Origin of the sequence: Methylobacterium aquaticum (assembly GCF_016804325.1) — a bacterium.
GTDB classification, from domain to species: Bacteria; Pseudomonadota; Alphaproteobacteria; order Rhizobiales; family Beijerinckiaceae; genus Methylobacterium; species Methylobacterium aquaticum_C.
Genome location: NZ_CP043627.1, coordinates 3386788 through 3399774, shown reverse-complemented (window position 1 = coordinate 3399774; position 12987 = coordinate 3386788). Strand labels below are relative to the sequence as shown.

The following is a 12987-nucleotide window of genomic DNA, read 5'->3' as shown; positions in this document are numbered from 1 at the left end:
CGAGGCCGGAGGGCGGCCGTTCCGATGTTGTGGTGGGGTTTTCTCGGCCGTCCCGGGCTTTTCGGCCGCCGGGTCGAGGCGGGCCGGCATCGTGCCCGAGGGGCTAGGGCGGGGTGTCCGGGCGAACACCCCGCCGGGCGATAGCCTGACCTACCGTCAGAGCATCGGCTGACCGCCGGTCACCGGCACGAGCGCACCCGTCATGTAGCTGCCCTCCCGGGAGGCGAGGAGCACGTAGGCGGGCGCCAGCTCCGCCGGCTGGCCGGCGCGGCCGAGGGGCGTGTCGGCGCCGAGCTGCTCGATCTGCTCCGGCTTCTTCACGATCGGCTGGATCGGCGTCCAGACCGGGCCGGGAGCGACGCAGTTGACCCGGATGCCCTTCGGGGCCAGCAGGTTCGACAGCCCGACCGTCAGGGTGCTGATCGCGCCCTTGGTGGCGGCGTAGACCAGCATGCTCGCATCCGCCACCTTGGCCTGCTGGCTCGTCGAGTTCACGATCGCCGAGCCCGGCCGCATGTGCTTCACGGCCTCTTGCGCCAGGTAGAACATCGCGAAGACGTTGGCGCGGAACGAACCCTCGACATCGTGGGCGGTCACGTCGTCGAGGCCCTCGTTCACCACCTGCGCGGCGGCGTTGTTGACCAGGATGTCGATCCGGCCGAACGCGGCGACGGTCTTCGCTACGATCGCCCGGCAATGGGCCTCGTCGCGCAGGTCGCCGGGGATCAGCAGGCAGCGCCGGCCCGCCTTCTCGACCCAGGCTTTCGTTGCTTGCGCATCCTCCTCCTCAGATTCGAGGTAGGAGATCGCGAGGTCGGCGCCCTCGCGGGCATACGCGATGGCGACCGCCCGGCCGATGCCGGAATCGCCCCCCGTCACGATCGCGACCTTGTCGGTGAGCAGGCCCTTGCCGACGTAACTCTCCTCGCCGTGGTCCGGGGCCGGGTCCATCGGGCCGGTGAGGCCGGGGCGCGGCTGCTGCTGCGCGCCGGGGAAGGGCGGCCGGGGATAGGCCGTGCGGGGATCGTCGCTCATCGGGTGCCTTTCAGGAACGCGCCGGCGGTGCGCAGGGACAACGCCATGATGGTGAGCGCCGGATTGGCCGCGAGCGAACTCGGGAAGACCGAGCCGTCGCAGATCCAGAGATTCTCGACCTCGTGGCTGCGCCCATAGGCATCGACCACGGAGGTGTCCGGGTTCCGTCCCATCCGGCAGGTGCCCAGCGTGTGGGCGACGCGCTCCAGCACCCAGATGTCGGAGGCGCCCGCCGCCTCCCAGATCCCGCGCATCACCTTGGTGGCGTGGGCGTTGAGCCTGTCCTCGTTCGAGCCGTAGCCGAAGTCGATCTTGGCTTTTCGCATCCCGAGCGCGTCGGTCTCGTCCGACAGGGTCAGGATGTTGGCGTCGCAGGGCAGCGTCTCGCCGTTGATGCCGATGCCGGCGACGCGGTTGTACTGTTTCAGGTAGTCGGTCAGCGCCGTGCCCCACAGGCCGCGACCGCGGGCAACGGAGTTCGCCCAGGTCAGCGGCTCGACGCCGAGGCTCTGCACCAGGTAGCCGCCGGCGAAGTCGGCGCCTTTCGGCCGGGTGTAATCCTCGGTGATGAGCGAGGACGGATAGCCCCGGTTCATCCCCACCTCGTCGGCGAAGGTGCCCCAGACCTGCGTCGCGACGTGGCCGATATAGTTCCGCCCGACCTGGCCGCTGCCGGTGGCGAGGTCGAGATGGAGCAGGAGGCGGGGCGTCTCGACGGCGCCGGCGCACAGGACCAGGTGGGCGCAACGCTGGCGATGGTCGCGCCCGCCGCTGCGGTAGATCACGGCCGTGATCCGCCCGGCCTTGTCGCGCTCGACCCCGTGCATCCGTGCCTCGGCGCGGATCTCGGCCCCGCGGGCGACGGCCAGCGGCAGGTAGGTCACGTCCATGCTGGCCTTGGCGCGGGTGCGGCAGCCCTGGTGGCAGAAGCCGCAATTGATGCAGGCCTTGCGCTCCGGCACGGCCGGATCGACGGTGAAGTCGCGCGAGACCACCGCCGCCGGCGCGTCGGTCGCGGTGATCCCGAGTGTCCGGCACGCCGAGGCCATGATCTGGGCCGGCCCGTTGCGCAGGACCGGCGGCAGCGGGAAGCGGCGCGCCTCGTCCCACGGATAGGGCGTCGGGCCGGAGGTGCCGATGAAGGCCTCGACACGGTCGTAGAACGGCACCAGCTCGGCATGCTCGATCGGCCAGTCGCAGCCCTCGCCGGTCTCGGTGTTCAGCCGGAAGTCGCGCGGGTCGGCCCGGGGCACGAAGGCGCCCCAGTGCAGGGTCGAGCCGCCGATGCCGGTGCCGCTGTTGTTGGCGCCGAAGGCCTCCGGCGTCGAACCGCCGCTCAAGCGCTCCTCGGTCCAGTAGATCTCGTCGGCGAGCGTCTCGTCGAAGCCGTATCCGGCGGGATCGAAATTCGGCCCGGCCTCCAGCGCCACGACCTTGAGTCCGGCCGCCGCCAGTTCGGCCAGCAGCGGCGCGCCGCCGGCCCCGGTGCCGACCACCACCACGTCGACGACCTCGTCGGTGCCGTAACGCTTCTGCCCCGCGAGGTTCATCGGGCGTCTCCCACGGTGTCGAGAACGGGCTTTTCCCAGGATTCGCGCTCGTTCAGGCCGGTCAGGCGATAGCCGGGCAGGGCATCGGCGTCGTCGCCGCCCGCGCCGATCCCGGTGAAGCCGATCGCCGCGAGGCCGGCCGGATGGGCGAGGTAGGTGCGCACCGCCTCGCCCCGCAACTCCTCGAACCAGCAGGTCATCAGATCGGGCGCGAGGCCGCCCTGGATCTCCGGCAGGTCGCCGGAGGTGGCGCGGGTGAGAAGGGCGTCCTGCTCGGGCCCGCCGAGTGACGCGAAGGAGCGTCCGTGCGCCTCCCGCGCGGCCCCGTCGAGGGTGCGGAGCGCCCGGGCACAGGCGTCCGCGTCCGGCGGCAGGGCGGCGAAGCGCCAGCCGTCGCCGGTGCCGGAGGCGAGGCGCGCGTCGATGCGGCGGGCGAGATCGATCCGTCCCGGGCCCGCTTGCGGCAAGACCCGGTCGAGGCAGGCTCGAAGCGTCGCGCGCTCGTCCGGCTGCAAGCAGAACGGGCCGTCGGGCTCGCGCATCCGCTCGCGCAGGGTCGTGCGCAGGCGGGTATTGACCCGGTCGGACCCCATCAGCGCCGCGAAGGCCGGCGGCAGGGCAGGGGCTTCGGCGGCTTGCGGCGGGGCCGCGACGAAGTCGCGGATCAGCGTCGCCAGAGCCTCCGGCCGCTCCAGCGGCAGCAGGTGCCCGGCGCTGACGGCCACCTCGTGGCGGTGGCGGGCGAGGTGGGGCAGGGTCAGCGCGGCCTGCGCCTCCGGCCCGAGATCGCCGTCCTTCGCCCCGCTCACCACCAGGGCGGGCGTCGTCAGGATGCCGATCCGGTTGCGCCAATCCTCCTTGGCGCCGTTCGCCAGCCAGGCCTTCCAGGCCTGCGGGTTGGCGCGCAGCACGTCCTCGACCGTCCGGGCATGGTCCTCCGGCGCGAGGGGTGCGCCGACATTCGCCGCGACGAAGGCCTCGGCCTCCCGCTGCCGTGTCTCCGGATCGGCATCGATCCAGGCGATCATCGCCTGCCGGCGTTCCTCTTCCATCGGCTCAGGGCAGGGCGGGGAGCCCGCCAGCAGCACCAGCCCGGCGAGGCCGGCGAGCGCCGAATCGCCGTCCTCGCTGCGCCGCGCCAGCGCCAGGGCGACCTTCGCCCCCATGCTGTTGCCGGCGATGAGAAAGGGCCCGGGCGGGCCCTCGGCTTTGATGCGGGCCGCGACGTGGTCGGCCATGGCGGCGACGTCTGCGCCCGGATGGTCGGCTTCGTCGCCGAAACCCGGCAGGTCGATGGCGACGCAGCGCAGGTGGGGCCCGAAACGCTCGGCGAGGGGACGCCAGATGCGGGCGCTGCCTCCGAGGAAGTGCAGGCAGAAGAGGACGGGGTGGTCGATCATGCCGGCGAGATCGCGCGGTGCTGCGCTGCGTCAACGGCGGCCTGCCCGCGGCGCCTTGCAGCACCCCGGGATGATCTGTCGAGTCATTGACGGACCTGAGGGGCCTGCGGATCGCCTCCCTGTCGGTCGTGATGCCGCGATGGGCGCGGGGACGGACCGCCTCGACAGTCGAGCACTATGCCCGATCGTAGATAATATATGATCTCTTCGTCTCATGCGTTGAGGCGTGCCATCGGCTTTCGCCGCCCGCACTGCAAATTTGATCTATGTTAAATTTTTCCAATGAGTAAAGAGTAGCCGCCGCCACATCCTGGAATGCGCCTGGAGGAGCCGCGCAGGCGGGGGCCAGATCTCGCAGCAGCGGCCGGAAGCGTCGCTGCATCTGCACGGCTGGCCGGATCCACTCGGATTCTCGCCGCTCTCGACAACGCGAAACGCCGCGCGGACAGGCGGTCCGCGCGGCGTTTCGCAAGGCTGCGCCGCGGCCCGCCCGAGCGGGCCGCGGCATCGAAAAAGCTTAGTTCTTGGCCTTGTCGACCAGGGCCTTCTCCTTGATCCACGGCATCATGCCGCGGAGGCGCTCGCCGACCTCCTCGATCGGGTGGGCGGCGTTGCGGGCGCGGGTCGCCTTGAACGAGGTCTGGTTGACCTTGTTCTCGAGCATCCAGTTGCGGGTGAACGTGCCGTTCTGGATGTCCGTGAGCACCCGCTTCATCTCGGCCTTGGTCTCGGGCGTGATGATGCGCGGGCCGGTCACGTACTCGCCGTACTCGGCGGTGTTCGAGATCGAGTAGTTCATGTTGGCGATGCCGCCCTCGTAGATGAGGTCGACGATCAGCTTCACCTCGTGGAGGCACTCGAAATAGGCCATCTCGGGGGCGTAGCCGCCCTCGACCAGGGTCTCGAAGCCGGCCTTGATCAGCTCGACGAGGCCGCCGCAGAGCACGACCTGCTCACCGAACAGGTCGGTCTCGCACTCTTCCTTGAAGGTGGTCTCGATGATGCCGGCGCGGCCGCCGCCATTGGCCGAGGCGTAGGACAGGCCGAGGTCGTGGGCGTTGCCCGAGGCGTCCTGGGCGATGGCGATCAGGGTCGGCACGCCGCCGCCGCGCAGGTACTCGGAGCGCACGGTGTGGCCCGGGCCCTTCGGGGCGACCATCAGCACGTCGAGGTCGGCGCGCGGCTCGATCAGGTTGAAGTGGACGTTGAGGCCGTGGGCGAACAGCAGGGCGGCGCCCTGCTTCATGTTGGCCTGGAGCGAATCGCGGTAGATCTCGCCCTGCAGCTCGTCGGGGGTCAGCATCATGACGACGTCCGCCTGCTTGGCGGCGTCGGCCACTTCCATGACCGTGAAGCCCTCGGCCTCGGCCTTCTTGGCGCTGGCCGAGCCCTTGCGGAGCGCGATCACCACGTCCTTGACGCCGGAATCGCGCAGGTTCAGCGCGTGGGCGTGGCCCTGGCTGCCGTAGCCGACGATGACGACCTTCTTGCCCTTGATCAGATTGATGTCGGCATCACGATCGTAATAGACCCGCATGGCGGCTCCCCCTTGTGCAGATGGCGAGAATTTCGAACGCTCCGGGCGCTGGAGCGGCCGTGCGACGGCCGGCTTGTAGCGGCGTGATTCGCGTCAAGGAAGAGGGGATGCGCGCGAACGCGCACATGACTGGTCCGTTCCGGGCGCGGATTCGACCATTGGGGTTGCCGGCTCGACGGCGTGCGGACCGGGATCGTGACCGGCCCGCCGCCGTTCGCCCCTCACGCCGGCAGGGGCAGCCCCTCGCGGGCGAAGGCGCGCTGCACCGCCGGCCGCGCGGCCATGCGGCGGGCGTGATCGGTCCAGTACGGGAACTGGCGGGCCATGTCGTAGCCCAGAACCTGGCCGCGGCCCCAGTGCCAGAACACCAGCAGGTAGGGATCGGCGACGCTGTAATGCTCGCCCGCCGCCCAGCCGCCGCGGGACAGCCCGACCTCGATCATCGTCCACAAATCGGCGCAGGTCTCGTGGCCCTTGGCCTTCACGTCCTCGATCGCCGCCGCGTCGGTGGCGTAGCGCTCGGCCCGGCGGATATGGGCGTAGGCCGGGTGGATGGTGGAGGACATCCAGGCAAGCCACTCGGCGCACCGCGCCTCCTCCCGCGGGTCCTCCGGCCACAGGCCCGCCTGCGGATGCTTGCGGGCGATGTAGCGCAGGATCGCCGGGTTCTCGGTCAGGACCCACTCGCCCTCGGCGAGCGCCGGCACCCGGCCCTTCTGGTTGACGGCGAGGTAGCGGCCGCCGCGCTGCTCGGCTTTGGAGAAATCGATCTTCACCGCCTCGAAGGCTGCGCCGGTCTCTTCGAGGGCGATGTGGGGCGCGAGCGAGCAGGCACCCGGCGAGTAGTAGAGCGTGGTGACGTCGGACAACGGGACCTCCCGGAGAAGTCCCGGATCCTTAGCGCGAACGGGTCCTGACCGGGAAGCCGACCCGGGGCGCTCCCGCCCCGAATGCAAGGATCTCAGGCCGAGAAAGGATCTCAGGCCGAGACTTGCCCTCGGAGCCAATCTGAGCTTTTGCGCCGATCGATCCGGCACACAGACCGACATCTCTCGACGTCATCCTGGGGCTCGTCGAAGACGAGAACCCGGGATCCATAACCGCTGACGGTGCAGGATGAAGCGGAACGCTGGCCGCCTTGCCCGGCGTCGTCAGCGGTTATGGATCCCGGGTTCCGCTCCGCGGCCCCAGGATGACGTCGAGGTTTTCAATGCCGTCGGCCAATTCAAACTGGCTCTCAGAGCTTGTTCGATTTGCGAAAATTTAGCCGCAACGACCTTTTCCATCCCTCTCGCGACCTCATCCTGAGGTGCGACTGAAAGGAGCCTCGAAGGAGGGCTCCAGAAGTCTTCGCGATCCCTGGAGCCCTCCTTCGAGGTCAGTCGATTTTCAATCGACTGACACCTCAGGATGAGGTCGTGTGTGGGAGTCAGTGCTTGACTCGATCAGACAGGCTCTCGGGCTGACACTTGCTCAAGCGGAGACTTGCGGCCGCGCCGCCACGCCGGCCACCGGGCGGGTGCGCTGCGTCGCCAGCCAGACGACGGCGCAGAGCACGATCGCTCCCTGGACGGCCAGGGCCTCCCAGCTGCCGTTGAAGCCGAGCTCGGTGACGAGTTCCGGCACCCCATCGTTGTGGACCGGCAGCAGCACCTGCTCCTGGAATTCCTGGATCGCCGCGCCGACCATCCGCAGGCCCATCACGAACAGGAAGGCCGAGGTGAGCAGGAAGACCGGGCGCAGGGGCAGCCGGAGCGCCAGCCACTGCATCGCCACGAACACCACCGCGAGGGCGACAGCCGCGACTGCGAGGCCGCCGAAGAGCGAGGCGTCGAAGCCGCCGGCGGTGCGCGCCAGGGCGTGCAGAAACAGGACCGTCTCGGCGCCCTCCCGGAACACCGCCAGGAAGGCGATTCCGGCGAGCGACACGAGCGTGCCGGCGCTCATCGCCCGCTCGGCCATGCGGTTGATCTCGGCCTTCCAGGCCGCCGGGTCCTGGCGCAGGAACAGCCAGCCGCTCATCGTGAACATCAGGGCGGCGGCGACCACGATTACGCCGGCCTCGATCAGGTCGTTGTGGTTGCCGTCGAAGAAGGCCTCGAACACCCAGGCCATGCCGAAGCTCGCCAGCACCGCGAGGCCGGCCCCGGCATAGATCGGGCGGATGCGGTCGGCGCCGCCGGCCCGGCGCAGGAAGGCGGCGAGCGCGGCCACCACCAGCAGCGCCTCCAACCCCTCCCGGAACAGGATGGTGAAGGCCTGCACGAAGGTGGATCCGTCGGCCATGGGGTGCTCCTCGCTCGCAATGTCCGAAAATGGGCACCGTCGCGCCCTGTCGGCCGCCCTCTTAGGCGAGGCGGTCCCGGCTTTCAAACGTCGAATCTTTGTTTTGTATGATTCTAATCTAAGTTCCGGCGAGTAACGACTGTCGTATCCTGCTCCGGGGCCGATCGATCCGCGATGTGCGGACGGGGATCCGGAAACAAAACGGAAGAGATGCAGCCTGCCTCGACCATCCTTCGATGGTGCGGTCGCCGCGCATACGATCCGGGAGATCCATCACCACGCCGCATGCGGCGTCAGCCCGCGCACCCGTGCCACCGCCGCCTCCAGCCCCGTCCATTCCGGCGCGCCGGGTGCGTAGCGGGCGCGGGTATAGGCCGCGACCTCCGCCACCTGGCGGTCGGTGAGGGTGTCGCGAAAGGCCGGCATCGCGGCGGGCGGCGCCGCGGGATCGGGATTCGGGAAGCGCTCGGCCGCGGCCGCGACGCCGTTGAGGATGGCCTGGATCAAATTGTCCGGGTGCGCGCTGTGGACCGCGGTGACGAGGCCGAGCGGCACCAGCTCTCCCCGGCCCCACCCTCGTGGCAGGAGGCGCAGGCGCCCTGGAACAGGGCGGAGGAGAGGGGAGGGCTCGCGACCGCCGCGGCGCGGTGGGGCCGGGCTGCCGGCGCCTCGCCGGCGAGGCTCGTCAGGTAGATCGCCATGGCGCGGATGTCGGCATCCGGCAGGGGCGCCAGCGAGGCGACCATGTCGGCCATCGGGCCGGCGGCGCTGCCGTGGCGCGCCGAGCGGCCGGTGCGCAGGTAGGCGAAGAGATCGTCCTCGGTCCAGGACAGGGGCGCGCGCGACAGGCCGGTCAGGGCCGGCGCCTCCCAGCCGTCGGCGAAGCCCCCGGCGAGGCGGGCCGCGCCCCGTCGTTCGGCCCCGAGCGCGTTGCGCGGGGTGTGGCAGGCGCCGCAATGGCCGAGCGCCTCCACCAGATAGGCGCCGCGGTTCCAGTCCGGGCTGCGGGCCGGATCGGCGAAGGCGGGCGGGCGGTGGAACAGGGCGTTCCAGCCCGCCATCAGCGGCCGCAGGTTGAACGGCGCCCGCAAGCTCGTCTCGGGGGTCGGATTCGCCACCGGCGCCTGCGCCATCAGGTAGGCGTAGAGCGCCTGCAGGTCGCGCTCCGAGACACCGGAAAAGCTCGGATAGGGATGGGCCGGGTAGAGGTGGTGCCCGTCGCGCGACACGCCCTCGCGCATCGCCCGGGCGAAGGCGGTATAGGACCAGGCGCCGATTCCGGCGCCCGGATCGGGCGTGATGTTCGAGGCGTGGACGGTGCCGAACGGCGTTTCGAGCCCGCGCCCGCCGGCGAAGGATTTGCCGTCCGGCCCGACATGGCAGACGAGGCAGGCGCCGGCCGCCGCGACGAGGCGCCCCTGCGCGATCGTGGCGGCGGAATAGGCCGCCGGATCCGGCCGCTCGATCGACGGATAGGCCGGGCGCCAGGGCAGGAGGGTGGTGGCCAAGGCCAGCGCTCCGGCGCCGGCCCCGAACAGCCCGGCGAGGAGGCCGCGACGCCGGCGCGGCGCAGCGTCGGGGCCTGCGATCCGCGGCGGGTTGAGGGCGGCGCGTACGGCATCCGCGGTGAGTGGGAGTTCGCGAAAGCGGATGCCGGTGGCGTCGAACAGCGCGTTGGTGATCGCCGCCGCGCTCGGCACCGAGGCCGATTCGCCGGCCCCGAGCGGCGGATCCTCCGGCCGCTTCACCATCAGCACGTCGATCTCGGGGACCTGCGGGAAGGCGAGGATCGGGTAGCTGCCCCATTCCCGGCTCGTCACCCCGGTGGCGTCGAAGCCGACCGATTCGCTGAGCACCCGGCTCGTCGACTGGATCACGTTGCCGTGGATCTGGTGGCGCACCCCGTCCGGGTTGATCATCAGGCCGGAATCCTGGCCGACCACCACCCGGGTCACCGCCACCTCCCCGGTGACCCGGTTGACCGCCACGTCGGCCACCCAGGCGGCCCAGGCGGCGGCCTTTCCGGGGAACGGCCCGTGGACGTAGACCGCGTAGGCGAAGCCCCGCCCATACAGGATGTCGCCGGAACTCCCGTGGGTGCCGGGCCTGGCATGCGGCACCCAGGCAGCGCGCTCGGCGACCGCACGGACGAGATCGGCGGCGCGGGAATCGTCGAGGTAGCGCAGGCGGTACTCGATCGGGTCGATGCCTGCCGCGATGGCGAGTTCGTCGATGTAGGATTCGTGCGCGAAGGTGTTGGGCAGGGCCGAGACGCCGCGCAGCCAGGAGGCGCGGGCGATCGGCGGCATGTCGTGCACCGTCACCCGGGCGTTGCCGAAGGCGTAAGGCGGAACCGCCGTGCGGTCGCCCATCGGGTAGACCGCCGGGGTCGCCGCGACCTTGCCGGTGAGGATCAGCGCCAGCGTCGGGGCGCCGTTCGAGGGATAGCGAGTCTCGAAATCGTACGCCGCCGGCCCTCCCTCGGCATCGAGGCCGCCGCGCACGTCCATCACCTGCGCCGCGCCCTTCGGCTCCCAGGCATGCTCCTGCTCGCGGGTGAGCTGCACCCGCACCGGCCGGCCGACCGCCCGGGCGAGAAGCGCCGCGTCGGCCGCCACGTCGTCGGCGCAGTTGCGGCCGTAGCAGCCCGCCGCCTCGTGGCGCTCGATCGCGATCCGCTCCTCCGGCATGTCGAGGAGGAGCGCGAGGTCGCTTCTCAGGACGTGCGGGTTCTGGGTGCCCGACCACACGACCAGATCGCCGTCCCTGAACTCCGCCACGGCGCAGGACGGCCCGATCGAGCCGTGCATCTGGTAGGGCCAGACATAGGTGCGGTCGAGCCGCGGCTGCGCATGGGCCAGGGCCCGCTCGACGTCGCCGCGGTCGAGCAGCGTGCGCGCCGTCGCGGGATTGTCGCGCAAGGGCGCCTCGGGCCGGTTGAGGTCGGGGAGACCCGACCAGGGCCGCCAGGTCACGGCAAGGCATCGCGCCGCCTCGGCGGCGTTCTCCTCGCGCTCGGCGACGATTCCGACGAAATCGCCGACGACCACCACCGCGACGAGGCCCGGGACATGGGCGACGGAGGCCTCGTCCACGGCCACCAGAAGGTGCCCGAGGGTGGAATCGACGCCCGGTGTCGGCGGCCGGACCACCCGGCCATGCACCATGCCGGGCACCCGCACGTCGTGGATGTAGGTCCAGGCGCCGACCGCCTTGGCGGGGATGTCGACCCGCGGCACCGGCCGGCCGACCAGGGTGTAATCCGCCACCGGCTTCACGGGTGCGTCGGGATCGAGGGTCAGCTCGGTGCGCGCGCCCCGCACGAGGTCGCCATAGGCCACGCTCAGGTCCGGCTCCGCCGCGACCCGGACATGGCCGGCTTCGACGACCAGCTCGGCGGTGCCGCGGTTGAGCCGGCGCGAGGCCGCCTCGACGAGGTGGCGCCGCGCGGTGGCGGCGGCCTGGCGCAGGGGGATCGCCGCGATCTGGATCGTCTCGCTCGCGATGGTGCCGCCCTGGTCGGGGGCGGTCGCGGTGTGGCCGAGGTCCATGGCGACGTGGGACAGCGGCACGTCGAGTTCCTCGGCGACGATCTGGGCCAGCGCCGTGCGGATGCCGGTGCCGAGATCGACATGGCCGTTGAAGGCGGTGACCCGGCCCTCGCCGTCGAGGCCCAGATAGAGCGCGCGCTGCGGCCCCGCCGCCAGGGCGGCGCCGGGTGCGTCGCCGAGGCGGGGCGGGCGGCCCATCGTCTCGCGGTAGACGAGCAGGCGATCGCCCGCCTCCTGCCAATGCCGGCTCTCGGTCGCGGGATCCCGGGTCATGCCGCGTCTCCCCGGGGCGCCGTGCGCAGCCGTTCGGCGGCGGACCGCACGGCACGCAGGATCTCGATATGGGTGCCGCAGCGGCACAGGTTGCCCCGGAGCGCCGCCCGGATCCCGGCCTCGTCCGGGTCCGGATCGGCGGCGAGCAGCGCCACCGTCGTCATGATCATGCCGTTGAGGCAGTAGCCGCATTGGGCCGCGTTCTCGGCGATGAAGGCCTCCTGCACCGGGTGCAGCCGCCCGCCTTCCGCCAGTCCTTCGAGGGTGGTGATCCGGCGTCCGACCGCGGCACGCAGGGGGATCGCGCAGGAGCGCATGGCCCGTCCGTCGACCAGCACCGTGCAGCTGCCGCACTGGCCGAGGCCGCAGCCGTATTTCGGGCCGTTCAGCGCCAGGTCGTTGCGCAGCACGTAGAGGAGGCGGGTGGCGGGGGCGGCCTCCACCGCCACGCTCCGGCCGTTGACCGTGAGCACGTGGCGGATCGCCGCCAGCCGCGGGTCGTTGGCGATCGGCCGCCGATCGTCCTGCATGTGGTCCTGTCCCGCCCCGGCTGTTCCGCCGGCTGCCTCTAGTTCTCACAGATTTCGGCGGGGACCGGAACCCCGCCTGCGCCGGGGGCGGCTTGCAAGAGCTTGGCCAGATGGGTGCGTTACAGATGGTTGGCCTTGCACGGCGACCTCTGTCGCTCAGGGCAGCCGAGGCGGAGCGATCTGCCGGGGCTCGTCGAGGCCGTGTGCCGGGGCGAGGATTTGGTCGGCACCGATCCCGATTGGTTCGCTCCGCTGGATGGCGATGAGGTCGATGCCTGTCTGAAGGGCGCCAAGCCCTGAAGCGTCGGGCTGTCCCTCTGCCGGCTCACTCCGTTCGCCACCCTCCCCCCGTGGGGGGCAGGGCTGTCCGGGGGAAAATACCCTTTGGAATCAAACGCGGGATCCCCTCTCCTGGCGATGCCGGGCTTGCCCGGTATCGCTGCAAGGTGTGGGAGAGGGGAGACGCGCCTTTTTCTTTCCCCGGACAGCCCTGCGACAGTCCAAATCCGTCCGGCTCGCTCGGGCCATCAACCCCTCGTCGTCATTCTGAGACTGCGAAAGTGGAGCACGGGATCGAGGGGGCCCGAAGTGCAATCCAGAACCGCCGATGGCGCTGAACTCCGCAGACGGTGTTCCGCCTCGATCTCTCCAGCCTGAGGGTCAGAATTTCAGGCGTTGCCCTTACGGCTCCGGAGCGATGCGGTATAACTTAGATATATGGGTAGAAAACAGCAAATAACCTAGTTGCATCGAACACTATTATGCGTCTTAAATTTGTTAATGATTTACGGTTAAATCAATGTAATATTTTAAAAAAAGCAATCA

7 protein-coding genes and 1 pseudogene are annotated in these 12987 nt (G+C 70.5%); all 8 read right to left on the bottom strand.

From position 1 onward, the window contains the following. Positions 1-156: 156 nt before the first annotated feature. The 8 genes and pseudogenes from F1D61_RS15405 to F1D61_RS15370 all read right to left on the bottom strand — a co-directional run bounded on the left by F1D61_RS15405 (position 157) and on the right by F1D61_RS15370 (position 12162). The gene (locus F1D61_RS15405) at positions 157-1035 is read right to left on the bottom strand and encodes an SDR family oxidoreductase (protein WP_203158758.1); all 879 of its coding nucleotides are present in this window, start codon (positions 1033-1035) and stop codon (positions 157-159) included. After that, complete coding sequence (locus tag F1D61_RS15400; protein WP_203158757.1) at positions 1032-2585, bottom strand: GMC family oxidoreductase; 1554 nt, start codon at positions 2583-2585, stop codon at positions 1032-1034. Before F1D61_RS15400 ends, F1D61_RS15405 begins: the two co-directional genes overlap by 4 nt. After that, complete coding sequence (locus F1D61_RS15395; protein WP_203158756.1) at positions 2582-3985, bottom strand: alpha/beta hydrolase; 1404 nt, start codon at positions 3983-3985, stop codon at positions 2582-2584. Before F1D61_RS15395 ends, F1D61_RS15400 begins: the two co-directional genes overlap by 4 nt. 517 nt (positions 3986-4502) lie before the next feature. Further along, positions 4503-5522, bottom strand: a complete 1020-nt coding sequence (gene ilvC / locus F1D61_RS15390) for a ketol-acid reductoisomerase (protein ID WP_048425858.1) — start codon at positions 5520-5522, stop codon at positions 4503-4505. Between the two features lie 221 nt (positions 5523-5743). Beyond that, entirely contained in the window at positions 5744-6391 is a 648-nt protein-coding gene (locus F1D61_RS15385) for a glutathione S-transferase family protein (protein ID WP_246775902.1), read from the bottom strand. Between the two features lie 604 nt (positions 6392-6995). After that, positions 6996-7808 carry an FTR1 family iron permease gene (locus tag F1D61_RS15380; protein ID WP_203158754.1) on the bottom strand — a complete coding sequence of 271 codons (813 nt, stop codon included), beginning with the start codon at positions 7806-7808 and terminating at the stop codon, positions 6996-6998. Positions 7809-8081: 273 nt separating this feature from the next. After that, positions 8082-11632, bottom strand: a pseudogene (locus tag F1D61_RS15375) (molybdopterin cofactor-binding domain-containing protein). Further along, complete coding sequence (locus F1D61_RS15370; protein WP_203158753.1) at positions 11629-12162, bottom strand: (2Fe-2S)-binding protein; 534 nt, start codon at positions 12160-12162, stop codon at positions 11629-11631. Before F1D61_RS15370 ends, F1D61_RS15375 begins: the two are co-directional and overlap by 4 nt. Between the last annotated feature and the right edge of the window lie 825 nt (positions 12163-12987).